This window comes from Halobacterium sp. NMX12-1 (assembly GCF_040435975.1).
GTDB classification, from domain to species: domain Archaea; phylum Halobacteriota; class Halobacteria; order Halobacteriales; family Halobacteriaceae; genus Halobacterium; species Halobacterium hubeiense.
In genome coordinates this window covers 2286195-2306785 of record NZ_CP159204.1, presented here as the reverse complement: position 1 = coordinate 2306785, position 20591 = coordinate 2286195, and the positions used below count along the sequence as shown (strand labels likewise).

The 20591-nt window shown below is 69.2% G+C and carries 27 protein-coding genes and 1 tRNA gene; 15 read left to right on the top strand and 13 right to left on the bottom strand.

Annotated features, from left to right (window positions below):
* Nucleotides 1-40 precede the first annotated feature (40 nt).
* A complete protein-coding gene (locus ABSL23_RS14005; RefSeq protein WP_353634181.1) occupies nt 41-418 on the top strand; it encodes a hypothetical protein in 378 nt (125 codons plus the stop codon).
* Here the strand turns inward: ABSL23_RS14005 and ABSL23_RS14000 are convergent, their stop codons facing one another.
* The 4 genes from ABSL23_RS14000 to ABSL23_RS13985 are packed head-to-tail and all read right to left on the bottom strand — an operon-like array spanning nt 419 to nt 4207.
* Nucleotides 419-1918: an RtcB family protein gene (locus ABSL23_RS14000; protein ID WP_353634180.1), complete on the bottom strand. Its 1500-nt coding sequence runs from the start codon at nt 1916-1918 to the stop codon at nt 419-421.
* Nucleotides 1919-1963: 45 nt separating this feature from the next.
* Nucleotides 1964-2983, bottom strand: coding sequence for a DoxX family protein (locus ABSL23_RS13995; RefSeq protein WP_353634179.1), 1020 nt, complete (start codon nt 2981-2983; stop codon nt 1964-1966).
* Between the two features lie 46 nt (nt 2984-3029).
* Nucleotides 3030-3446 (bottom strand): archease, encoded by a 417-nt coding sequence (locus tag ABSL23_RS13990; protein ID WP_353634178.1) that lies wholly within the window; start codon nt 3444-3446, stop codon nt 3030-3032.
* A complete protein-coding gene (locus tag ABSL23_RS13985) occupies nt 3443-4207 on the bottom strand; it encodes a DUF502 domain-containing protein (RefSeq protein ID WP_353634177.1) in 765 nt (254 codons plus the stop codon). The genes ABSL23_RS13990 and ABSL23_RS13985 overlap by 4 nt, the downstream gene beginning before the upstream one ends.
* Before the next feature lie 87 nt (nt 4208-4294).
* Here ABSL23_RS13985 and ABSL23_RS13980 point away from each other — a divergent pair, with 87 nt between their 5' ends.
* The 5 genes from ABSL23_RS13980 to ABSL23_RS13960 all read left to right on the top strand — a co-directional run bounded on the left by ABSL23_RS13980 (nt 4295) and on the right by ABSL23_RS13960 (nt 7661).
* Nucleotides 4295-4777: an N-acetyltransferase gene (locus tag ABSL23_RS13980; RefSeq protein ID WP_059057231.1), complete on the top strand. Its 483-nt coding sequence runs from the start codon at nt 4295-4297 to the stop codon at nt 4775-4777.
* Between the two features lie 73 nt (nt 4778-4850).
* Nucleotides 4851-5099, top strand: a complete 249-nt coding sequence (locus tag ABSL23_RS13975) for a hypothetical protein (protein ID WP_353634176.1) — start codon at nt 4851-4853, stop codon at nt 5097-5099.
* A 119-nt stretch (nt 5100-5218) separates the two neighbouring features.
* Nucleotides 5219-6394 (top strand): DNA primase small subunit PriS, encoded by a 1176-nt coding sequence (priS, locus tag ABSL23_RS13970; protein WP_353634175.1) that lies wholly within the window; start codon nt 5219-5221, stop codon nt 6392-6394.
* Nucleotides 6391-7245, top strand: coding sequence for a hypothetical protein (locus tag ABSL23_RS13965; RefSeq protein WP_353634174.1), 855 nt, complete (start codon nt 6391-6393; stop codon nt 7243-7245). The genes priS and ABSL23_RS13965 overlap by 4 nt, the downstream gene beginning before the upstream one ends.
* The gene (locus tag ABSL23_RS13960) at nt 7245-7661 is read left to right on the top strand and encodes a hypothetical protein (protein WP_353634173.1); all 417 of its coding nucleotides are present in this window, start codon (nt 7245-7247) and stop codon (nt 7659-7661) included. The genes ABSL23_RS13965 and ABSL23_RS13960 overlap by 1 nt, the downstream gene beginning before the upstream one ends.
* Nucleotides 7662-7836: 175 nt before the next feature.
* Here ABSL23_RS13960 and ABSL23_RS13955 read toward each other — a convergent pair whose 3' ends face one another.
* Both ABSL23_RS13955 and ABSL23_RS13950 read right to left on the bottom strand, forming a co-directional pair.
* Nucleotides 7837-10110, bottom strand: a complete 2274-nt coding sequence (locus ABSL23_RS13955; protein WP_353634172.1) for a CDC48 family AAA ATPase — start codon at nt 10108-10110, stop codon at nt 7837-7839.
* On the bottom strand, nt 10107-10358 hold the full coding sequence (locus ABSL23_RS13950; protein ID WP_059057225.1) for a hypothetical protein: 252 nt from the start codon (nt 10356-10358) through the stop codon (nt 10107-10109). The genes ABSL23_RS13955 and ABSL23_RS13950 overlap by 4 nt, the downstream gene beginning before the upstream one ends.
* A 139-nt stretch (nt 10359-10497) precedes the next feature.
* Here ABSL23_RS13950 and ABSL23_RS13945 point away from each other — a divergent pair, with 139 nt between their 5' ends.
* Nucleotides 10498-11286 carry an alpha/beta hydrolase gene (locus ABSL23_RS13945; protein ID WP_353634171.1) on the top strand — a complete coding sequence of 263 codons (789 nt, stop codon included), beginning with the start codon at nt 10498-10500 and terminating at the stop codon, nt 11284-11286.
* On the opposite strand, the gene panB is transcribed toward ABSL23_RS13945, so the two are convergent.
* Entirely contained in the window at nt 11283-12095 is an 813-nt protein-coding gene (panB, locus tag ABSL23_RS13940) for a 3-methyl-2-oxobutanoate hydroxymethyltransferase (RefSeq protein ID WP_353634170.1), read from the bottom strand. The genes ABSL23_RS13945 and panB overlap by 4 nt on opposite strands.
* Before the next feature lie 91 nt (nt 12096-12186).
* On the opposite strand from panB, the gene ABSL23_RS13935 reads away from it, so the two are divergent.
* Nucleotides 12187-12423 carry a DUF5822 domain-containing protein gene (locus tag ABSL23_RS13935; protein WP_353634169.1) on the top strand — a complete coding sequence of 79 codons (237 nt, stop codon included), beginning with the start codon at nt 12187-12189 and terminating at the stop codon, nt 12421-12423.
* Here ABSL23_RS13935 and ABSL23_RS13930 read toward each other — a convergent pair whose 3' ends face one another.
* From ABSL23_RS13930 to ABSL23_RS13915, 4 genes are all read right to left on the bottom strand, one after another.
* Complete coding sequence (locus ABSL23_RS13930; RefSeq protein ID WP_353634168.1) at nt 12424-12942, bottom strand: HAD-IA family hydrolase; 519 nt, start codon at nt 12940-12942, stop codon at nt 12424-12426.
* 41 nt (nt 12943-12983) lie between these two features.
* Entirely contained in the window at nt 12984-13268 is a 285-nt protein-coding gene (locus tag ABSL23_RS13925; protein WP_353634167.1) for a hypothetical protein, read from the bottom strand.
* Nucleotides 13269-13310: 42 nt separating this feature from the next.
* Entirely contained in the window at nt 13311-14435 is a 1125-nt protein-coding gene (locus ABSL23_RS13920) for an acyl-CoA dehydrogenase family protein (protein ID WP_353634166.1), read from the bottom strand.
* A gap of 69 nt (nt 14436-14504) precedes the next feature.
* Nucleotides 14505-14999: a multiprotein-bridging factor 1 family protein gene (locus ABSL23_RS13915; protein ID WP_059057219.1), complete on the bottom strand. Its 495-nt coding sequence runs from the start codon at nt 14997-14999 to the stop codon at nt 14505-14507.
* Nucleotides 15000-15105: 106 nt separating this feature from the next.
* On the opposite strand from ABSL23_RS13915, the gene ABSL23_RS13910 reads away from it, so the two are divergent.
* The 6 genes from ABSL23_RS13910 (at nt 15106) to ABSL23_RS13885 (ending at nt 18624) form a co-directional block, all read left to right on the top strand.
* A complete protein-coding gene (locus tag ABSL23_RS13910) occupies nt 15106-16368 on the top strand; it encodes a hypothetical protein (protein WP_353634165.1) in 1263 nt (420 codons plus the stop codon).
* 85 nt (nt 16369-16453) lie between these two features.
* A complete protein-coding gene (locus ABSL23_RS13905) occupies nt 16454-16612 on the top strand; it encodes a hypothetical protein (RefSeq protein WP_353634164.1) in 159 nt (52 codons plus the stop codon).
* Nucleotides 16613-16732: 120 nt separating this feature from the next.
* Nucleotides 16733-17188, top strand: a complete 456-nt coding sequence (locus ABSL23_RS13900) for a pyridoxamine 5'-phosphate oxidase family protein (RefSeq protein WP_059057217.1) — start codon at nt 16733-16735, stop codon at nt 17186-17188.
* 79 nt (nt 17189-17267) lie between these two features.
* Nucleotides 17268-17915: a helix-turn-helix domain-containing protein gene (locus tag ABSL23_RS13895; RefSeq protein WP_353634163.1), complete on the top strand. Its 648-nt coding sequence runs from the start codon at nt 17268-17270 to the stop codon at nt 17913-17915.
* Between the two features lie 102 nt (nt 17916-18017).
* A complete protein-coding gene (locus ABSL23_RS13890; RefSeq protein ID WP_353634162.1) occupies nt 18018-18440 on the top strand; it encodes a winged helix-turn-helix domain-containing protein in 423 nt (140 codons plus the stop codon).
* Nucleotides 18424-18624 (top strand): hypothetical protein, encoded by a 201-nt coding sequence (locus ABSL23_RS13885; RefSeq protein WP_353634161.1) that lies wholly within the window; start codon nt 18424-18426, stop codon nt 18622-18624. Before ABSL23_RS13890 ends, ABSL23_RS13885 begins: the two co-directional genes overlap by 17 nt.
* A gap of 416 nt (nt 18625-19040) precedes the next feature.
* On the opposite strand, the gene ABSL23_RS13880 is transcribed toward ABSL23_RS13885, so the two are convergent.
* Nucleotides 19041-19125: transfer RNA gene (locus tag ABSL23_RS13880), tRNA-Leu, on the bottom strand.
* A 121-nt stretch (nt 19126-19246) separates the two neighbouring features.
* Between ABSL23_RS13880 and ABSL23_RS13875 the strand changes: the two genes are divergently transcribed.
* Entirely contained in the window at nt 19247-19810 is a 564-nt protein-coding gene (locus tag ABSL23_RS13875) for a DUF420 domain-containing protein (RefSeq protein WP_353634160.1), read from the top strand.
* On the opposite strand, the gene ABSL23_RS13870 is transcribed toward ABSL23_RS13875, so the two are convergent.
* The gene (locus ABSL23_RS13870; RefSeq protein WP_353634159.1) at nt 19804-20556 is read right to left on the bottom strand and encodes a hypothetical protein; all 753 of its coding nucleotides are present in this window, start codon (nt 20554-20556) and stop codon (nt 19804-19806) included. The two genes, ABSL23_RS13875 and ABSL23_RS13870, sit on opposite strands and share 7 nt — an antisense overlap.
* Nucleotides 20557-20591: the final 35 nt, after the last annotated feature.

The window sequence follows — 20591 nt, the reverse complement described above, 5'->3', positions numbered from 1 at the left end:
GCGCCGGGAGCGTTTTGCGGGTCGGCGCCCAACTCGCGGTATGGTCGACGTGTCGTACTACTGTCCGCGCTGTGGCGCCGTCGCCGAGCTGGACCGCGACCCCTACCTCGCGGACAAGTCCGTGACGCCGTTCCCGCTGGAGGGGTGGACGTACGTCTCGCCCAGTGACGACTACGAGAGCGAGGACGCCGACGGCGTGAAGTTCGTCTGCGGCGCGGACGCCGCCGAGTGGTCGCACCCGCCCGAGTCAGACGCGGACGGCGAGCCGGGCTGCGGGGAGCCGTTCTACCTGAACTTCGTGCGCTACGAGAACGGCGAGGAAGTCAGCGGCCAGCCCGAATCCGAGTACGTGCAGTTGGCCGAGGGGATGGCCCCGAGCGGCCCGCAGGGGCCGAACGGCCCGGGATTCTCCCGGTAGCTACCCCTTGATGTTCGCGATGGGGAACGTGCGAACGACGAGGTCGCCGATGTCGAGGGCGTCGGAGACGCCGACGACCTCGTCGACGTCCTTGTAGACGCCGGGGGCTTCCTCGGCGATGGTCTCGCCGGAGGCGGCCTTCACGTAGATTTCGTTCTGCTCGCGGAGGTCCGCCTGCACTTCGCCGCCGCCGTACTCGCGTTTCGCCTGCGTGCGGCTCATCAGGCGGCCGGCGCCGTGTGCGGTCGAGCCGAACGACCGCGCCAGCGACTGCGACCCGCCCTTCAGGATGTAGCTGCCGGCGCCCATGCTCCCGGGGATGATGATAGGCTGGCCGACATCACGGTACGCCGTCGGCACGTCGGGATGGCCGGCGGGGAACGCGCGCGTCGCGCCCTTCCGGTGGACGTACAGGTCGCGCTGGACGCGGCCGCCGTCGCCGTCGAGGCTGTAGCCGTCGTCGGTGACGTAGACGTCGTGAGCCTCCTTCTTCGCGATGTTGTGCGCGACGTCGTACAGCAGGTCCATCTCCAGGGCCTGCCACGACGTATCGAAGACGTCCGCGAACGTCTCGCGGACGGCGTGCGTGATGAGCTGGCGGTTCACCCACGCGAAGTTGATGGCCGCGCACATCGCGCCGTAGTAGTCGTCGGCCAGTTCCGAGCCCGCGGGCGCCGCCGCGAGGTCCTTGTCCGGGAGGTCCTCGGTGAGGTCCGGGTACTCCTGCTCGATGCGCCGGAGGTAGTCCGAGCAGACCTGGTGGCCGAGCCCGCGCGAGCCGCAGTGAATCAGGACGACCACTTGGTCCTCGTCGAGGCCGAACGCGTCGGCGGTCTCGTCGTCGTAGACGTCGGTGACGCGCTGGACTTCGAGGAAGTGGTTGCCCGAGCCCAGCGACCCCATCTGGTTGGCGCCGCGGTCCTTGGCCTTCTTCGAGACCGCGGAGGGGTCGGCGTCGGGGCGGCGGCCCTCGTCCTCGCAGTGCAGGCGGTCCTCGCGCACCGCGTACCCCTCCTCGACGCACCAGTCCACGCCGCGTTCGAGCGCGGCTTCGAGGTTCGTGTGGCTGACGTCGTGGACGCCGCCGCCCCCGAGTCCGCAGGGCACGGCGTCGAACAGCGCGTCAACGAGTTCCTCCTCGCGACCGCGCACGTCCTCGTACGTGAGGTTCGTCTTCACCATCCGGACGCCGCAGTTGATGTCGAACCCGACTGCTCCGGGCGAGATGTAGCCGTCCTCGGCGTCGAAGGCGGCGACGCCGCCGACCGGGAAGCCGTACCCCTGGTGGCCGTCGGGCATGCAGAGCGCGGGCGCGACCACGCCCGGCATGCACGCGACGTTCCGGAGCTGTTCGAGCGTCTTGTCGTTCTGGATGTCCTCGAGGAGCGTCTCGTTGGCGAACACGCGGGCGGGCACCCGCATCTCGTCGTCGCGTTCGAGCTCCCAGACGTCGTCCTCGACCTCCCGGAGCGTGACGCCGTCGGCGTCGAACGTGTTCATACTCTGCGGTGGGCGCGGAGCCCGTGAATACGTTTCGTCTGGGCGCTACTCCGTGGCGGTCGCCAGCGGCGAGTACTCCTTGACGGCGGCGAGCCGCTCGTCCAGCGACAGCGGACCGGCGCCCGTCACGAACAGCGCCGACGAGAGCCCGAACAGCGTGATGTGCGCGAGCACGGGGTCGTCCGGCAGGCCGAACAGCGTCGTCGTCAACACGACGAACGCGACCGCGGCGGTCGCGCGCGTGAACAGCCCGACGAACAGGAGGACGCCGACCGCCAGCTCCGTGAGGCCGGCGCCGACGACCCACATCCCGGGGTCCACGGGGACGACCGACGTGAGGTCGTACCTCTCGACGACCGCCAGCGCCATCCCGGGGTTCGCGAGCTTCTCCCAGAACCCCAGCAGCGCGAAGTTGAACCCGACGCCGAGCCGGATGACCGTCGGCGCGTACTGCTCGTAGGGGCCGACCACGTCGTTGAACTTCGTGACCAGCGGGTGCAGCGGGTCGAAGCGGCCGTACACCGACCCCTCGGCCTCGGCGACCTGCTGGAGCAAGTGGTCGGCGCTGGGGCGGCCCGCGCCGAGCAGGAGGACGCCGAGGAACCCGCCGACGTACTCGCTGGCAATCACGAGCTCGGGGCGGAGCACGAGCCCGCCGAGGTACGCCAGCAGGCCGACGAGCGCGACCGCGCGGGTCGCCAGCCCGAACAGCAGGAAGAACCCCAGCAGGACCTGGAAGACCCGCGTCGGCGCCGCGACCGACGGCGAGAAGAAGTAGCCCGCGAACCCCGCGCCGACCAGCGGCAGCCCGACCGCCAGCCGGAGCATCCACGGCAGGAACGCGTGGTACTCTTCGAGCGTGCCGCGGAGCGCGCGCACGTCCGCGGCCGCCGGCTGGTACTTGAGGTACACTACCGCCGCCGCGACCACCGAGAACCCGCCGCCGAGCAACAGTACGGCGTTCAGCGGGTTCGAGAGTACCTCCGCGAGGAACTCCACCGCGCGAACCGTCGGCGCCCCGTCGACGACGTAGTCGACGTGGCTGGGAGCTGTGCCTGTCACCATACGCTGGCCGACGTGCTGCGAACGCAAAAAGGTCGGCCAGTCCCCGTCAGACGTCGAAGACGACGTACGCGTGCCAGCCGCCGTCGCCCTCGCGCTCCGAGAGGTCCATCTCGGAGTACGTGACCGCCTTCAGGTCGCGGGCGTGGACCTCGTTCAGCGGGACGCCGCGCGCGCTCGCCTCGACGACCCACTCGCCGTCCGCCTCGCGGACCGCGGCGTCGTGGTCGACCGGGAGGACGTTGCGCACGTCGCGCTCGTAGATGAGCCGGTCGAGGTAGTCGAACAGCAGCGCCTCCTGGCTCTCCGCGCGCTCCTCGAACGTGAACCGACTGCCGGCGTCGGGGGTCTCCGCGGTCATCGCGGCGGCCATGCCGTCGGCGACCGCCGCGAACACGGCGCCGAGGCTGTCGGCGGTCGCTTCCACGGCGACGTCGGCGGTGTGCTCCCTGAGTTCGTAGCTCATTCGTCGCCCTCCGAGACCTGCGTCTGCGCGATTTCCTCGCCGGTCAGCCGTTCGAGGCGCTCCCGCGAGAGCCCGTCGGTCGCGCCGTCCTCGGAGGACACCGCGACGCCCATCGTCACCACCGCGCGCATCCCCTCCTCGACGGTCATGTCCACGTCCATCACGCGCTCGGCGGGGACGTGCGTGAGGTGGCCGCCCATCACGGGGTTCGGCGCCAGCGGCAGGAACAGCGTCAGCATCTCGTCGTGGCCGGCGGCGTCCGCGACCGCGCTCGGCGTCTCCGTCGTCTGGAACCCGAGCGTGTACGCGTCCTGATGCGGGAACTCCACGAGCTTCACGGACTGGAAGTTGTCCGCGTCGCTCTCGACCATCACGTCGCTCATCTGCCGGAAGCTCTTGTAGACGGCGCCCACGCCGGGGACGCGTTCGAGCACGGCGTCGAAGTACGCCAGCACGCGCTCCCCGGACCGGAACGACGCCGCGAATCCGACGAGGAGCGTGAGTGCGACCACCACGAGCACGCCGACGAGGTCGACGATGGTCTCGGAGGCGTTCGGCGCGACGTTCGTGCTCGCCAGCACTCGCGCGAGCGGTTCGAGGAGGTCGTCGACGACCCCGACGGCGATGGAGAGCACGTACAGCGTCACGAGCAGCGGGACGACCACCGTGACGCCGGTGAGCGCGGCCTCGCGGACGCGGTCGTACGCGGACTCGCCGGCGCGCTGCATCCGCTCGCCGTCGGGGCGGCTGCCGCCTAGCATCGTTCGCCGAGACGCCGACGACGCGTGAAAGCGTTACGGCGTCCGGCGACGGTGGAATTATATTCGCCGGCCTGCTACACCCGCTCAGTGAGCGTCACAGTCGACGAGCGCGTGGTCCCGCCGGGGAGCGACGAACACCTCGACGAAGCGTGGGACCTCAAAGAGCGCATCCGGGAGGACGAAGCCCTCCTCAAGCAGCGACGCGGCTTCTTCGCGAACGCCTACCGGCGCTCGACGGTCTACTGCTTCCTCGACGGCGACGAGATGGTCGGCTTCGCGGCGGCGCGCTCGGACGGCTACATCCTGTTTCTCGCGGTCGCCCCCGAGTACCGCGGCGAGGGCTACGGCGAGCGGCTCGTCGCGCGCGTCACCGAGGACGCCGGGAAGGCGTCGTGTCACGCCCGGCAGAGCAACGAGAGCGCGGTGTCCTTCTACGAGCACCTCGGGTTCAGCGTCGAGCGCGAAATCGACAACTACTACGAGGACGGCGAGGGCGCCTACTACCTCCGACTGGGCGACCGTGCCCGCATCCGCGACCGCATCTCCGAACTGCTGCGCGGCAGCCGGTAGCGCCCGCGACGACGGAACGTTTCGCCCCGAACCCACCAGAAAACATATCTGTTCTCCGTCGATAGCGTCGGCTATGAGCGAGAAGTCCTCCGCCATCGCGGCCGCCGAGTTCGGCGGCCGAGTGCTCTCCGGCGCGCTCGGTTGGGTGCTCGTGCTGTTGGGCTCGCTGGGCGTCGTCCTCACCCTGCTCCGCATCGCCGGCGGCACAGCGCCGAGTAGTCCGGTCGGTTCCGCGGTCGCGTTCGCGGTCAGCGTGCTGGTCGTCGCCGTCGGCCTGTACGGCAACCCCCGGATTCGAGAGCGCATCCAGTCGGCGCTGTAATCCGCCGGACTGCGCGGCCCTCGGTGTTCGAACGAGCAGCGATTCGAGGGCGCCGCGAACGCACGCAGACGACGGAGACGACACGCATTTACCGGCGGTCGGCGTACGCGTTTCCCGCTATGGAGGAACGGACCCGCGCGTATCTCCGGGGGCGCTTCGGCGACTTCTACCGCCGCTCGGAGGTACAGCTCCCGCCGCGCGCCGACGACCGCGAGTGGGGGTACATCCCGTGGACGTCGGGGCCGGACACGACGATGGTCCGGCACAAGTCCACGCTCGACTTGGGGAACACGTCGGCGTTCCTCGAACGACAGCGCCCCCGCCACGTCTACTTCTCGGCGGGGTTCTACGAGACGCCGGGCGCGTCCACGATGGAGCAGAAGAACTGGCTGGGCTCCGACCTTGTCTTCGACCTCGACGCCGACCACCTGCCGAGCGTGACGCTCGGCGAGGACACGTACGCGCAGATGCTCGCGAAGTGCAAGGACGCCCTCTACCGACTGCTGGACTTCCTCGAACGCGACTTCGGGTTCGAGGACCTGACGGTGACGTTCTCCGGCGGCCGCGGCTACCACGTGCACGTCCGCGACGAGGGCGTCCACGACCTCGAACGCGAGCAGCGCCGGGAAATCGTCGACTACGTGCGCGGGAACGAACTCGATTTGGACTCGCTCGTGCGCGAGGAGACCGTCGAGGGACTCGGGCTGAAGAACCCGACGAACAAGCGCGTGCTGCCCGCCGACGGCGGCTGGGGGCGGCGGGTCACCGAGCGCCTCGGCGAGTTCGCCGACGACCTCCTGGAGCGCGGCGAGGACGACGCCGTCGAGTACCTCTCTGGGATGGAGGGCGTCGGCGAGAAGTCCGCGCGCGCCATCTACAACGCCGTCGCGAACAACACCGACGCGGTCAAGCGCGGGAACGTGGACGTCCACCCGGCGTTCCTGAAGGTCGCGCGGAAGTACGTCGAGGAGACCGTCGAAGCCGAGAACGCGCCCATCGACGAGCCCGTGACGACGGACACGAACCGCCTGATTCGACTGCCGGGGACGCTGCACGGCGGCAGCGGCCTGCACGTCCAGCGGCTCACCCGCGAGGAACTGGACGACTTCGACCCGCTGGTGGACGCCGTCCCGGAGACGTTCGTCGGCCACGACATCACCGTGGACGTGAAGGAGGCGCGCACGCTGGAACTGCTCGGGGAAACGCTTACGGTGGAACCGGGCGTCGTATCGGTCCCAGAGTACGCGGGCGTCTTCCTGATGGCCCGCGGCACCGCGGAGAAAGCCAAACAATGAACCTCGAAGACCTACGGGCGGCCCAGACCCGCGAGCGCGCGACCGACGGCCTCCAGGAGCTTCGGGACTCGTTCTACGGCGACGTCGCGGCGTACATCGCGGACCTCAAGGACCAGCGGGAGGCCGCCGCGAGCGCGGCCGACGACCCGTTCGGCGACCCCGAGGTCCAGGAGCTGACGGACAAGATCGAGACCGCCGAGCAGGTCGCTGAAGCCATCTACGAGCGCCGCATGGGCAAGCTCGTCAAGCAGGCGAGCCTCGCGGCCGCGGGGATGCCCGACGACGTCGGCGGCCTCACCGAGGAGGAGCGCGCGCTCTACGGCGACCTCGTCGAGCGCATCGAGGCGAACAAGAACCACGTCCTCGACGTCATCGCCGGTGACGCCGAACCGTCGAGCGCCGAATCGGAGGATTCCGACGCGGGACCGCTCGGCGACACGACCGACCGGACGCCGACGGACCCGGCGCCCGAACCGGACGCCGAGCCCGCCGAGGATTCGTCTGCGGCGGCCGCGATGGGCGGCGGCCTCGACGACGCGGACGCGGAGCCAGCCCCCGAGCCCGACGCAGGCGATCCGGATTCTGACACGGACCAGATACCCGCCGACCCCGAGCCGCCCGAGGCCATCGCGGAGGACCTCGAACGCGTCACCGACGACGAAGACGCAGCCGAGGACACAGAGTCCGACGAGGACGTGGCCCGGACGAAAGTGCGCGTAACGGACGACGTCGGCGAGATTTTCGGCGTGGACGAGCGCCCGTACACGCTCGAAGCCGAGGACATCGTGACCCTGCCCGAGGAGAACGCGAAGCCGCTCGTGGAGAAGGACGCCGCCGAGAAACTGGACTGATGGCCTTCGGGCTGTTGGTCCCGATTGCGAGTTTCGCACTCGGCCTCGTCTCGTCGAGCGTCGTCTGGTTCTACTTCAAGCCGCTATTCGAAGTCAAGAGCGTGATTAGCCAGACGGACGCCGACTTGCAGTACTACGCACACATCGTCACGAGCCCCGGTTTCGAGGTAAATAGTCAAGCGGACCTTGACGAAGCATCCGAGGCGCTTCGGACTGATTCAACCCAACTACGTGCCGCTGCCAACCAAGTGCCGATGTATCGGTGGACACGTCGTATTGGGAGTCTCCCACCACGAGATTCGATAGACGCTGCAGCGAGGAAGCTAATCGGACTCTCGAACACGGTCTACGACGATACGCAGGTACAGAATACGGAGTGGAAGGAAGAAGTCGAGGAGAACCTCGACCTCTCGTAGCCGAGAGAACTAGCGGTCGCCGGCTAGCTCACTCACCGCGAGCGAACGCAGTGAGCGAGCGGGCCGACGAGTGACCACCGCGCGCCTCCGGCGCGCGACGGGAACGAGGAGCGCTTTTTAGCGTAGCTTTTTGCCAGCGAGGACGGCGAAGCCGCCCGAGCGCAGCAAAAAGGTACTATTGGAACGCCCCGGGGGTGGTGCGTTCCTCCTCCTCGGGGGTGGCTGCCTTCTCGAATTTCTCTTCGAGTTCTTCGTACTGCTCGCGGACGTCTTCGTCGACGCTGGGCGTGATGTCCGAGAGCGCTTCGTCGAAGTGTTCGGCGGTGATGCGGACGTTGCCGACGGATTCGATGGCTTCCTCGGGGTCGACGGAGTTGATGAACTCGCGGGTGGCGTTCATCGTGGCTTCGCGGACGAGCGCTTCGATGTCCGCGCCGACGAAGTTCGCGGTCTCGCTGGCGAGGTAGTCGAGGTCGACGTCGTCGGCCAGCGGCTTGTTGCGCGTGTGGACGTCGAGGATGGCGCGGCGCGCTTCCTCGTCGGGGACGGGGACGTGGACGTGGCGGTCCAGGCGGCCCGGACGGAGCAAGGCGCTGTCGATGAGGTCGGGGCGGTTCGTCGTCGCGACGACCACCACGTCCTCCAGTTCCTCGATGCCGTCCAGTTCCGTGAGGAGCTGGCTGACGACGCGTTCGCCGACGCCGGAGTCGCCCATGTTGGAGCCGCGTTCGCCGGCGATGGAGTCGATTTCGTCGAAGAACACCACCGTGGGGGCGTTCGCGCGCGCCTTCTCGAAGACCTCGCGGACGCCCTTCTCGGACTCCCCGACGTACTTGTTCAGCAGTTCGGGGCCCTTCACGGAGATGAAGTTCGAGTTGGCCTCGTTGGCGACGGCCTTCGCGAGCAGCGTCTTCCCCGTGCCCGGCGGGCCGTACAGCAACACGCCCTTCGCGGACTGGAGGTCCATGGACTCGAAGACCTCGGGGTAGTCAAGGGGCCACTGGATGGTCTCGCGGAGCCGCTCTTTGGTGTCTTCGAGCCCGCCGACCTGGTCCCAGGTGACGTCCGGGACTTCGACGAACACTTCGCGGAGCGCCGAGGGCTCGATGCCCTTCAGCGCGGCCTTGAAGTCGTCCTCGGTGACCTGGATGGATTCGAGGAGTTCGGCGTCGATCTCGTCGGCTTCGAGGTCGATGTCCGGGCGGACGCGCCGGAGCGCGTTCATCGCGGCTTCCTTCGCGAGGCTCTCGATGTCGGCGCCGACGAACCCGTGCGTGGATTCGGCGAACGCGTCGATGTCGATTTCCTCGGCGAGGGGCATGCCGCGCGTGTGGACCTGGAGAATCTCCTTGCGGCCGTCCTTGTCGGGGACGCCGATTTCGATTTCGCGGTCGAAGCGGCCGCCGCGGCGGAGCGCGGGGTCGATGGCGTCCACGCGGTTGGTCGCCGCAATGACCGTGACGTCGCCGCGCTCTTCGAGCCCGTCCATCAGCGAGAGGAGCTGGGCGACGACGCGGCGCTCGACGTCACCCTGCGTCTCGCCGCGCTTGGGCGCGATGGAGTCGATCTCGTCGATGAAGACGATGGCGGGAGCGTTCTCCTCGGCCTCGTCGAAGACCTCGCGGAGCTTCTCCTCGCTCTCCCCGTAGTACTTCGACATGATCTCGGGGCCCGAAATCGTCTGGAAGTGCGCGTCGATCTCGTTGGCGACGGCCTTCGCGATGAGCGTCTTCCCCGTTCCGGGCGGGCCGTGGAGGAGCACGCCCTTCGGCGGCTCGATGCCGAGCTGCTGGAACAGCTCGGGGTGGCGCATCGGGAGCTCGATCATCTCCCGGACCTGTTCGAGTTCGCGGTCGAGGCCGCCGATGTCCTCGTAGGCGACGTTCGGCGTGCTGTCGCCGGCTTCGCCGGCGGGCGCGCCCGCGGCGATTTCCTCGGCGGGCTGCTCGGAGACCTGAATCTCGGTGTCGTTGCTCACGACGACCGTGCCGTCGGGGTCCGTGTCCGCGATTTTGACGGGAATCTGCTGGCCGGAGACCGTGCTCATCCCGCCGAAACCGAAGGAGATGGGGATGGTCTGCCCGGTGGTGACGGGGCGGCCGCTCAGGCGGTCCCGGACCATCGGCGTGATGTCCCCGCGAACGCGGAGGTTCTGCGGGAGCGCGACCGTGACGGCGGTCGCGGGCTTGATGTCAGCGGGTTCGACGGCGACGTTGTCGTCGATGCCAACTTCGGCCTCCTGGCGGAGGCGGCCGTCGATGCGGACGATGCCCTCGCCCTCGTCCTCGGGGTAGCCCGGCCAGACGCGGGCGACGGCGCGACCCTGGTCGCTGCTGAGGACGACGTAGTCGCCGTTCTCGAGGTCGAGTTCGTCCATCGCCGCGCGGTCGATGGCGGCCAGTCCACGGCCCGCGTCCTTCTGCTTGAGCGGCTTGACCGTGAGTTTCATCGTTCCACCTCGACGGTGACGACGCCGTTGTTGATAAGCGCTTTCGCGACCGTGCCCGCGGGCACGTCGAACTCGTGCTGGCGGGTCTCGTCGTCGGCCTCGACGACGAGGATGACCGTCTCGTCGACGACGTCGATGGTGACCGCGTCGTCGCTGACCCCGAGGTCCGCGACGAGGACGGTTTCGTCGCCGTAGTCGAAGCGCCGCGCCGGCGCGTCGAGTTGCTCGGTGAAGGATTTCGGATTCATTTGACTAACGTAAAGTTACCATCACACACTTATAAGCTTATCGGCGATTGGTGGGGGACGGTACGGCGACGACGAGACAGGTAGAATTGCGGTTCACACCGCCGTAGGTGTTTTGGCGCTGGTCGTCCTCGCCGCAACCATGCAGACGGTCACCCACGACGGCCGCACCACCGCCTACCGGGCCGAGGACCGCGACGGCAGCGCCACGCCGCTGCTCTGCGCCCACGGCAGCGGCGGCACGCACGGCGTCTGGAAGGCCCAGCTCGTGCGGCTCTCCGGCACGCGGCCGGTCGCCGCCCTCGACCTCAGCGGCCACGGCGAGAGCGACGACGTCGACACCGACCCCGGCCCCGAGACGCTCACCGCGTACGTCGAGGACGTTCGGGCCGTTGCCGACGAAGTGGACGCCGGCGTGCTCGTCGGGAACAGCCTCGGCGGCGCTGTCGCCCTCACGGCAGTCCTCGACGGCGGCTTCGACGCCGACGCCGTGGTGCTTGCGGGCTCCGGCGCGAAGCTCTCGGTGCTGGACGAACTCCGCGACTGGCTGGCCGGCGAGGGCGATGGCTTCTCCCGTGCCGTGGAGTTCCTCCACCGCGAGGACTTCCTCTTCCACGACCCCAGCGAGCGCGAACTCGCCGTCTCGAAGGAAGCGATGCGCGAAGCCGGCCGCGAGGTCGTCGAGCGCGACTTCATGTCCTGTCACACCTTCGACGTCCGCGACCGCCTCGACCAAGTCGAGACGCCCGTGTTCGCGCTCACGGGCGAGTACGACCGCCTCACGCCCCCGCAGTACCACGAGTACGTCGCAGAACACGTGCAAGACGGGGCGTGGACGACCGTCGAGGACGCCGCGCACCTCTCGATGCTGGAAGCACCCGAAGCGTTCAACGACGAACTCTCGGCGTTCCTCGACGAACGCGGCCTCTAGTAGAGCGAATCCACGTCTTCCTCGACGTGGCTGTGCTCCTCGGCGGGGAACTCCCCGGACTCGACGGCGTCCACGTAGCCCTCGACGGCGTTCTCCATCTCGGCTCTGACGTCCCCGAACTGCTCGGCGAACGGCGGACTGCGCTCGGAGAGCCCGATTGCGTCGTCCACGACGAGCACCTGCCCGTCCGTGTCGGGGCCGGCGCCGATGCCGATGGTCGGGATGTCGAGGGCGTCCGTGACGTCGCTGGCGACGTTCGCGGGGACGTGTTCGAGCACGAGTGAGAACGCGCCCGCGTCCTCGTGCTCGCGCGCGACGTCGAGCAGCTGTTCGGCGGCGCTCTGGTCGGTGCCTTGCCGGAAGTAGCCGCCCAGTTGGTTGACGTGCTGGGGGGTCAGCCCGAGGTGGGCCATCACGGGAATCCCGAGGTCCGTCAGCCGCTCGGTGAGCTCGACTGTGTGCGGGCCGGATTCGAGTTTCACCGCGTCGGCGTCCGCCTCCTTGAGCATGCGGCCGCAGTGCTCGATGCTCTCGCCTTCTTCGACCCCGAAGCTCAGGAACGGCATGTCCGCGACGACGACGGCGTCCTCGGTGACTCGGGAGACCGCGCCGGTCGCGCTCGCTATCTCGTCGACGGTCACCGGGAGCGTGGTGTCGTAGCCAAGCTTCGCGTTGCCCATGCTGTCGCCGACGAGAATCACGTCGACGCCCGCGTCGTCGACGACGCTGGCGGTCGGCGCGTCGTACGCGGTCAGCATCGTAATCGGCTCGTCGCCCGCGTTCCCGCGGACGTCTCGGACGGTCGGCATACTCCGTGGTCGCGCGGGCGGCCTGATAAACGTACGCGAACCGGCGCCGCACAACGGGGAAGTTATGCCGGGGGCCGCCGTGCTCTCGCGTGTGCCGGAGCTACAGGAGGAGACCGACCCGGAGGGCGTTGACTACGGCTGGGTGATGCAGACGACGTTCGTGCTCACCATCGTCGTCGGCGCGCCCGCGGTGGTCGTCCTCTCGCTGTTCTACACGCTGCCGTCGTGGGCCGCTCGGGTGTCGTTCGCGGTGCGCGTCGGCGCGGTCGTCTGGCTGGTGACGGCGCTGGCGACGTACTGGTACGCGCGCCGGAACGTCGAGGAGTAGCTACGCCCAGCGGAACGACGCGCCCGCGCGCTCGGCGGTCACTTCGTCCGAGGCCGAGTCCCCGACGAACAGCGCGTCCTCGGGCGCGACGCCGAGTTCGTCGAGCACCCACGTCAACGCTTGCGGGTCGGGCTTGCGCGCGGGCACCGTGTCGCGGCCCGCGACCACGCGGAACGAATCCAGCAAGTCGTGGCGCCGGAGCGCGCTGCGACACGCGTCCTCCGCGTTCAGCGAGCAGACCGCCGCGGGGATGTCGAGGCTCGCGAGTTCGTCCGCGCCCGGCAGTCGCTCCGCGCGGGTCGCGCCGTCTCGCTCGTGGCCCGCGATGAGCTCGTGGATCTCCGCGCCGACGCCCGCGTCCTCGGCGGCGTCCAGCATCTCCCACATGTCGTACGCGCTGGGCTCGACGCCCGCCTCGCGGAGCCGCGCGGCGACCTCGCGCTCGACGGTCTCCCAGTCGACCGCGAGCCGGACGAGCGTCCCGTCGAGGTCGTAGACGACTGCTTCGTAGTCGGTCACGACTTCTTGTAGGCCGTCCGGAGGTTAGAACCTTCGGTGGGTCAGTTGACGAAGCCGAACCCTTCCTCGTCGAGCTCGTTGCTGACGTGGCCGCTGCCGCGGTCCGTAATCACGTAGTAGTCGTCGGTGTCCGCGAACGGCCGCACGAAGTTGTCCTCGTCCAGCTCCGCGAGCGCGGCGTCCACCTCGACGGCGGTCGGCGCGTCGTCCAGCACGGCGTCGAGGTTCGTCGCGACCACGTCCGCGGTGACGGCGACGCCCGCCTGGTGGAGCACGCGCAACACGGGTTCGACGACGTCGCGGTCCCAGTCCTCGGAGTCAGTCATGTCCGGGGCGTCGGCGCGCTCGCCCAAAGGTCGTGGGGCCGTTCAGTCCAGCAGGCCGCGCGCGATGACTTCCTTCTGAATCTCGGAGGTGCCCTCGTAGATGGTCGTAATCTTGGAGTCCCGGTAGAGCCGCTCGACGTCGAACTCCGTCGTGTAGCCGTAGCCGCCGTGAATCTGGACGGCCTCGTTGGTGACGTCGACGGCGGCCTCGCTGGCGAAGTACTTCGCCTTCGCCGCGGCGTCGCGGTGGTCCTCGCCCGCGTCAGCCCGACGGGCGGCGTCCCGCGCGAGCAGTCGCGCGGCCTGCGTCTGCGTCTCCATGTCCGCGAGCTTGTGCCGAATCGTCTGAATCTCGGAGAGCGTCCGGTCGAACTGCTCGCGCTCGTCGGCGTATTCGAGTGCGGCGTCGAGGCCCGCCTGCGCGAGCCCGACCGCCTGCGACGCGATGCCGATGCGGCCCCCAGTCAGAATGTGCAGCGCCGCCGACATCCCCTTGCCCTCCTCGGTGAGCCGGTACTCGGCGGGAATCCGGCAGTCGTCGAACAGCAGGCTCGTGGTGTCGCTGGCGCGCAGTCCGAGCTTGTCCTCCTTCTTCCCGACCTCGATGCCCTCCGTGTCCTTGGGCACGAGGAACTGCGTTATCTTGTCGTCGTCGCCGTCCACCTTCGCGAACACGATGGCGACCCCCGAGCGCTTCCCGTTCGTGATCCACTGCTTCTTCCCGTTCAGCACGTACTCGTCGCCGTCGCGGACGGCCTCGGTGGTCATCTGCGCGGGGTTCGAGCCGGCGTCGGGCTCCGAGAGCGCGAACGCGCCCACCGGTCGGCCGTCGGCCATCTCCGGCAGCCACTCAGACTTGAGGTCGTCGCTGCCGAACTCCGCGATACAGGACGTCGCGAGGCAGTGCACGGAGAGCGCGGTCGCCACCGACAGCGCGCCGTACGCGACCTCCTCGTTGACCACGCTGTACGTGAGGCTGTCCACGTCGAGGCCGCCGTACGCCTCCGGGACGGTCATCGCGGTCATCCCCATCTCCGCGAGGCCGTCCCAGACGCCCTCGGGGAACTCCTGCTCGCGGTCGGCGTCGGCCGCCGTCGGGCGAATCTCCTCGGCTGCGAACTCCCGGACGGCGTCCCGAATCTGGCGCTGCTCGGCGGAGAGGTCCATACCCGACCTTCGCTCCCGCCTGAAAAAAGATGATTGATTCCCGGCCGGCCGCGACCGGGGCCGCCGGCGCTACTCGTCGCTGAGCTCCACGTCGAGGCGGTCTTCGAGCGCCGCGACGACCGACCCGCCGACGCTCGCCTGCGTCGCGCGGCCCTGCTCGACCGCCAGCAGGTCCGACTCGTCGACGCCGAGCTCCTCCGCGAGCTCCTCGCGCTGGAGCCCCGCCTCCTGTCGGGCGCGGACGACGCGCTCGCCGTAGTCCGTGACGAGGTACGGGAGCTGGTCGCGCTCGTAGTCGGTCCCGTTCTCCTCCCAGTGGCTGGAGTCGCCGGTCGCCTGGTCGAGCGCGCGGGCCGTGTTCTGGGCGGCCTCCTGCTTGCGCTGTTGGTCCTCGTCGGGCGTCCGGTCGGGGCTCTCGTCGTGGCTGCTCGCGCAGTCGGGGCAGACCGTGAGCTCCGCCCCAGCGACGTCCGCCGAACGGAGGGAGTCGGACGTCGACCCGCAGAGCTCGCAGGTCTGTCCGCCCCCGCCGCCGCTGGCGCCGCCGGTCGAATACTTCGGCATACCCTGCCGTATGGAGGTGCCACCATTTCAATACCCCGCTTGCCGGCCGGAAACGCGGGAAATCTCGCGGGCGACAGTTAAGTACCCGCGGCGTCAGCGCTCCCGTATGCCCGCCGACTTCGCCGACCGCGTCTACCTCGCCTCGCTGACTAGCGAGGACCTCACCGACGCCTTCGGAGAGGGGTACGCGACGGCCGCGGAGCCGCCCGCGGTCTCCGACCTCCTCCGCAGCCTCGCCGACACGCACGCGTGGGCGACCCGCGACACCGACGTTCTCGCGGCCCTCGACCGCGGCGACTACGTCTGCTTCCACCGCGAGTTCGGCCTGCGCGCCGTCGGCCAAGTGTGGTCGACGACCGCCGACAGCAGCGAGGTCGCCCGCTACACGGACGTCGAGGAGCCCGACGGCGAGTGGGGCGTCGTCACGCTCACGAACGTCCAGCTCGCCCTCGACCACGTCTCGTTGCTCTCACTGGGGATGGACGACGCGCGCCGCGACGACTCGCTGTACCGACTCTCCGAGTCCGTCGCCGCGGACCTCCGCGCGGAGTACACGACGCCCGCCCGGCTCGTCGAGGACGCCGTCGCGAACCCGCTGGCGTTCGACGTGCCGCCCGGCGGCACGCCCGGCGACCGTCGGCCCGACCCCGAATCGTTCGACGCGAGCGCGCCCGCCGTCACCGGGACGGAGACGGTGCTGGACGCCCACCTCGACGCGCTCGACGGCGTGCGCGCGGTCGCGTGGCGCGTGCTCGGCCTCGCGTCGTTCCTGCTGGCCGCGACGCTCGCGGTCGTCGCGGTCTTCCGGCCGCCGGACGGCTCCCGAATCGTGCTCACGACCCCGGTCAGCGCCGGCGTCGCCGCGGTCGCCGTCGGGACGGCAATCGCGGCCGGGGTCGCCGTCCACGCCGCCGTCGCGCCGCGCCCCGGACTCGCGGCGTTCACGCGCGAACAGGCCGCCGCAGTCAGGCGCGCGGGCGAAACCGAGACCTCCGGCGACGCCGCCACCCACCTCGCGGGGAAAGTCGAGGCGTTCTGCACGCACCTCGCGACCCGCACCCGGCGGCTCGGGTTCGCCGTCGCCGCCGCCACCGTCGCCGTGCTCGTCGGGTGCGTCTACGTCGCGTACGGCCTCGGCACCCAGATTTCGCCGTCCGTCGAGCCGCTCTCGGGCGTCGCGCTCGCCGGCTTCCCGGTGCTCGTCGTGGCGGCGACGCTCGTCGTCGCCCGCCACCACGTCCGCGCCGCGCTCCCGGAGCGCCCGACGGACGCCCCGAGTGGCGTCCCGTCGATTCCGACGGTCGCAGTCGGTCAGCGGCTGGACGCCCTGAAACGCCGCGTCTCCGGGCTCGCCGGCCGGTTCCGCTGACAGGTAGGTTCGCGCGGAAGTTGTTCTCAGACGTTTGGAAACAGGGGGGTTCATTTACCCGGAGCGAGCATACGCTCAGGTAGCGATGACCGCCAGTGAGGAGTTCACCTTCGTCTGCCCGAGTTGCGGGGAGTCCATGGAGGTCAACCCCGCGATGCGGGACGCCCTCGTGGAGAACGGGTGCGTCGTCTGCGGGGCCTCGGTCACCACCGGGGCGTTCTCCCCCGTCGACGCGCCCGAATAGTCCTGCCGCTCGCCGCCGCTCCTCGCTGGCATCGCGCGCGCCCGTGACGCGTCTCCCGGTTTTCCGCGCTCCAGATAGGCAAGTATAAAGATACTGCCGAACAAGCACGACATGTCTACGATGGCCCTGGAGAAGCAGACCGAGATGACGCAGTCGGACACCGACGCGCTCCTCGGCCGCCACGAAACCGGCGTGCTCTCGCTCGCCCGCGACGACGACCCGTACGCGATTCCCATCTCCTACGGGTACGACGCCGACGACCGGACGTTCTACCTCCGGCTCGTCTCGACGCCGGACAGCGAGAAACGCGAGTTCCTCTCCTCGAACCCCGACGCCCGCCTCGTCGTCTACGAGGAGGACGAACCCACCTACCAGAGCGTCGTCGTCACCGGCACGCTCACCGAGATTCCCCGCGAGGAGATGACCGTCGAGCACGTCGAACAGTACGGCGACGCGAAGCGCCCGCTGTTCGAAATCTGGGGCGAATCCAAGCCCGACCTCGACATCAAGCTGTACGAGCTCCGCGCGGACACCATCAGCGGCCGCCACATCGAGCTCTCCGAGCGCCACGACTGAGCACGCTGCTTCTCTCCCGGGCCGTCCTCGCTGCGGTAGACCCCCACCCTCAAGTGCGGAGCCAGCCAACGGACCAGTAATGTCTGGCGGGATTCGCGTCACCGTCGAGTTCCCCGCGCCGGCGGTCTGCCCCGTCGCCGACCTCTCCGAGCGCGCGAACACCACCATCAGCGACGTCTCCACGAGCGTCGCGGCCACCGACGCCGCCGACTGCGTCACGGAGTTCCTCGTCGACGCGGACGCCGTCCCCGAGGACTACGACGACCCGGTGTTCGAGTACGCCGACCGCCACCTCTACCGCGTCACCCACGACGCGGACGCCGACTGCCCCTGCGTCTGTCTGGGCGAGTTCGAGACGCCCGTGGACCGCTTCTTCGCGCACTCGGGCGACCTCGAAGTCGTCTTCCACGCCGAGAGCTTCGACCAGCTCCAGACCATCGTCGGGGAGTTCCGCGACCGCTACCCCGAGGTCGACATCCAGCGGCTCGTCCGCGCACCCACTGGCGGCACCTCTCGCGACACGGTGTTCGTCGACCGCGGGAAGCTCACCGAGCGCCAACTGGAAGTGCTCCAGACGGCCTACGAGATGGGGTACTTCGCCCAGCCCCGCGAGGCCAACGCCACCGACGTCGCCGACGAACTCGACATCACGCCGTCCACGCTCACGGAACACCTCACCGCCGCCCAGCGCAAGCTCTTCGCGGACGTGCTCGAAGAGGGGTCCTGACGCCCACCATCCCGACACGACCTCGATCCTTCCCACCCCTACTTAAACCACCCTCGATAGAGGGGTCTCACACTCCTCCCCCCGGAGTGCATTCTACGAAATATGAGTCAGAGTCAGCTGCCCGCCGGCATTCGCACCGACCGCGACGACGGCCCCACCACGCACACCGACACCGAGGACGTTCAGGACGTCCTCGACGCACTCGACGACGCCGACTGCCGGACGATTCTGGAAGCCACCCGCGACGCCACGCTCACGGTCGGCGAAATCTCCGAGACCTGCGACCTCCCGCAGTCCACGGCCTACCGCAAGGTCGACATCCTCGCGGACGCCGGCCTCCTCGACGAATCGCTGCGCGTGCGCCGCTCCGGCAAGCACGTCAGCGAGTACGACTGCGCCATCGACGACGTCACGCTCTCGGTCGGCGCCGACGGCGTCTCCCTCACCGTCGACCACGCCGACACCGAACCGTCCGCCACGTTCGCCAACTCCCTGTCCACCCAGACGAATGTCGCAGACGACTGACCGGAACTTCGCGTCGCTGTTCGTCGACGTCACCGGCACGGACACGATAACGGAATCCCAGCGCGACGCCGACTCCCGGCGCGTCGAAGCCGCCGACGAACGCGACGTCGCCGACTACGTCGCCGACGCCTCCCAGCAGAGCGGCCTCGACGACGCCATCGACGACCCCGAGACCGACAACTGACGCTCTTCTCGACATAGTCACCAGTCGCCCCGAGCGCCAGCGACAGCGCCGTAGCTGACGGATTCAGTGACGAGTGCGACGACAGACGCGTCGCTGTCGGATGTTGGAACGGAAAGGATTGTGCGTGGGTGATGTCCCGGAGGGGGAAATCACCGTGCATCGCCGTTTTGCCTCGACGGCGAAGCCGTCTCGGCGTTCGGCGGCGCGTAGCGCCGCCCGAGCGATGCGTGGGACCGGATTTGAACCGTTGCGAGAAATGCTCGCTCACTGCGTTCGCTGCGCGTTCCTCGCAGGGTTCAAATCCATTCACAGAAGCGTCGCTGTCGGATGTTGGAACGGAAAGGATTGTGCGTGGGTGATGTCCCTTGGGAGGGAATCACCGTGCATCGCGTTTGGCGATTCTCACGCCGAAGCGATGCGTGGGACCGGATTTGAACCGGCGAACCTCTACAGGACAGCGCCCTCAACGCTGCGCCTTTGGCCTAGCTTGGCTACCCACGCTCGCTACGTGCGTTTGCAATCCACCGTACCCGCCGCCCAATTAAAACCCCTACGATTTGGCCGTCCCCTGCGAGTCGCCGACACGGAAACCGCTATGGGGGGCGCGGCCGAACCGCCGCCCATGACAGACGGGTTCGCGCGGCGGCACGTTCGCTCGCTGACCGCGGTGCTCTCGGTGGCGTCGCTGGCGCTCGTAATCGCCGCGGTCCGCGGGTTCGTCCCCGCGTCCGCGGTGCCGCACGCGCCCGACGCGGTGCTGCAGGCGCTCCCGACCGTGAACGCCGCGCTCAGCGCGGCCGCCATCGGCACCATCGCCGTCGGCTGGCGCGCGATTCGCAACGGGAACGTCAGGCGGCACAAGGCCGCGATGCTGGCATCGACGCTGCTGTTCGCGCTGTTCCTCGTGTTCTACCTCTACCGCATCGTCGTCGAGGGGACCACGGGCTTCGGCGGCCCCGAGGCCGTCTACACGTACGTCTACCTCCCGATTCTGATTATCCACATGGGGCTGGCGATGGTGTCGATTCCGCTGGTCTACTACGCGCTGTTGCTCGCGGGCACCCGCGAGATTTCGGAGATTCCCGCGACCAACCACGCGAAGGTCGGCCGCGTCGCGGCGTCGCTGTGGCTGGTGTCGTTCGCGCTCGGCATCGTCGTCTACCTCCTGCTGTACGTGCTCTACTGACGCCGCTCTCGGACCCACGCGGGCGGCTCGACGGTCGTCGCGTTCGCCCACGTCACGTCGAGCGTCCGCTGGCCGACGGCTGTCGTGTTCCGGTCGCGCACGGTGGAAAGCGAGAGCACGCGCCCGCTGGCCGCGACTTCCAGCGTCGCGGCGTGCCGCGAGGGCGTGTCGTCGCCCAGCGCCGTCTCGTCCGCGGTGAGCGTCGTCACGGTCCGGCCGTTCCGCCGCTCGGTCCCGGCGACTTCGAAGTCGAGCGCGCCGAGCACCCCGCGGAGCGGCTGTGTGCGGACGACGCGCTCGACGACAATCGGCGCGTCCCCGCGGCGCTCGCTACGGACCGAGGTCTCGTTCTCGTGCGCGATTCGCTCCAGCACCGTCGTCTCGTTGGCGTACACCTCGTAGCGCTCCGGCGCGGTCTCGTTCCCGCTGACGCGGACGCCCCACGAGACGACGTGGATGCGAGTCAGATTCGGTGTCGCGCGAGCCGTCGCGTTCGTCTCGACGGTCCGCGGTTCGCCGCCGATTCGCACCGTCGTCGTGCCGTTCGACGTGACGACGGCGCCGTGCGTGGTGACGTGGTCGCTGTGGGCGTCCACGAGGGCGGACGCGTTCGCGACGCCGTCCGCGCTCACGCCGGGCGGGTACGGCGTCGTCTCGGTCGAGTCCGGGGCGGGCGCCGGCCCCTGTCCCATACAGCCGGCGACCAGTAGCAGGGCGACTGCGGCGACGTGGAGGGCGGGTCGCATACTCGTCGCGTCGCTCGGGCCGGTAAAAGTCGCTT

What these genes read in the sequence shown, in the direction of transcription:
- ABSL23_RS13945 (WP_353634171.1), top strand. Translation starts at nt 10,498, where the DNA reads ATGCAGACGGTCACCCACGACGGCCGCACCACCGCCTACCGGGCCGAG.
- ABSL23_RS13960 (WP_353634173.1), top strand. Translation starts at nt 7,245, where the DNA reads ATGGCCTTCGGGCTGTTGGTCCCGATTGCGAGTTTCGCACTCGGCCTC.
- ABSL23_RS13975 (WP_353634176.1), top strand. Translation starts at nt 4,851, where the DNA reads ATGAGCGAGAAGTCCTCCGCCATCGCGGCCGCCGAGTTCGGCGGCCGA.
- ABSL23_RS13910 (WP_353634165.1), top strand. Translation starts at nt 15,106, where the DNA reads ATGCCCGCCGACTTCGCCGACCGCGTCTACCTCGCCTCGCTGACTAGC.
- ABSL23_RS13950 (WP_059057225.1), bottom strand. Translation starts at nt 10,358, where the DNA reads ATGAATCCGAAATCCTTCACCGAGCAACTCGACGCGCCGGCGCGGCGC.
- ABSL23_RS13965 (WP_353634174.1), top strand. Translation starts at nt 6,391, where the DNA reads ATGAACCTCGAAGACCTACGGGCGGCCCAGACCCGCGAGCGCGCGACC.
- ABSL23_RS13990 (WP_353634178.1), bottom strand. Translation starts at nt 3,446, where the DNA reads ATGAGCTACGAACTCAGGGAGCACACCGCCGACGTCGCCGTGGAAGCG.
- ABSL23_RS13995 (WP_353634179.1), bottom strand. Translation starts at nt 2,983, where the DNA reads ATGGTGACAGGCACAGCTCCCAGCCACGTCGACTACGTCGTCGACGGG.
- ABSL23_RS13905 (WP_353634164.1), top strand. Translation starts at nt 16,454, where the DNA reads ATGACCGCCAGTGAGGAGTTCACCTTCGTCTGCCCGAGTTGCGGGGAG.
- ABSL23_RS13870 (WP_353634159.1), bottom strand. Translation starts at nt 20,556, where the DNA reads ATGCGACCCGCCCTCCACGTCGCCGCAGTCGCCCTGCTACTGGTCGCC.
- ABSL23_RS13920 (WP_353634166.1), bottom strand. Translation starts at nt 14,435, where the DNA reads ATGGACCTCTCCGCCGAGCAGCGCCAGATTCGGGACGCCGTCCGGGAG.
- ABSL23_RS14005 (WP_353634181.1), top strand. Translation starts at nt 41, where the DNA reads ATGGTCGACGTGTCGTACTACTGTCCGCGCTGTGGCGCCGTCGCCGAG.
- priS (WP_353634175.1), top strand. Translation starts at nt 5,219, where the DNA reads ATGGAGGAACGGACCCGCGCGTATCTCCGGGGGCGCTTCGGCGACTTC.
- ABSL23_RS13895 (WP_353634163.1), top strand. Translation starts at nt 17,268, where the DNA reads ATGTCTGGCGGGATTCGCGTCACCGTCGAGTTCCCCGCGCCGGCGGTC.
- ABSL23_RS13955 (WP_353634172.1), bottom strand. Translation starts at nt 10,110, where the DNA reads ATGAAACTCACGGTCAAGCCGCTCAAGCAGAAGGACGCGGGCCGTGGA.
- ABSL23_RS14000 (WP_353634180.1), bottom strand. Translation starts at nt 1,918, where the DNA reads ATGAACACGTTCGACGCCGACGGCGTCACGCTCCGGGAGGTCGAGGAC.
- ABSL23_RS13925 (WP_353634167.1), bottom strand. Translation starts at nt 13,268, where the DNA reads ATGACTGACTCCGAGGACTGGGACCGCGACGTCGTCGAACCCGTGTTG.
- ABSL23_RS13885 (WP_353634161.1), top strand. Translation starts at nt 18,424, where the DNA reads ATGTCGCAGACGACTGACCGGAACTTCGCGTCGCTGTTCGTCGACGTC.
- panB (WP_353634170.1), bottom strand. Translation starts at nt 12,095, where the DNA reads ATGCCGACCGTCCGAGACGTCCGCGGGAACGCGGGCGACGAGCCGATT.
- ABSL23_RS13915 (WP_059057219.1), bottom strand. Translation starts at nt 14,999, where the DNA reads ATGCCGAAGTATTCGACCGGCGGCGCCAGCGGCGGCGGGGGCGGACAG.
- ABSL23_RS13985 (WP_353634177.1), bottom strand. Translation starts at nt 4,207, where the DNA reads ATGCTAGGCGGCAGCCGCCCCGACGGCGAGCGGATGCAGCGCGCCGGC.
- ABSL23_RS13900 (WP_059057217.1), top strand. Translation starts at nt 16,733, where the DNA reads ATGGCCCTGGAGAAGCAGACCGAGATGACGCAGTCGGACACCGACGCG.
- ABSL23_RS13890 (WP_353634162.1), top strand. Translation starts at nt 18,018, where the DNA reads ATGAGTCAGAGTCAGCTGCCCGCCGGCATTCGCACCGACCGCGACGAC.
- ABSL23_RS13875 (WP_353634160.1), top strand. Translation starts at nt 19,247, where the DNA reads ATGACAGACGGGTTCGCGCGGCGGCACGTTCGCTCGCTGACCGCGGTG.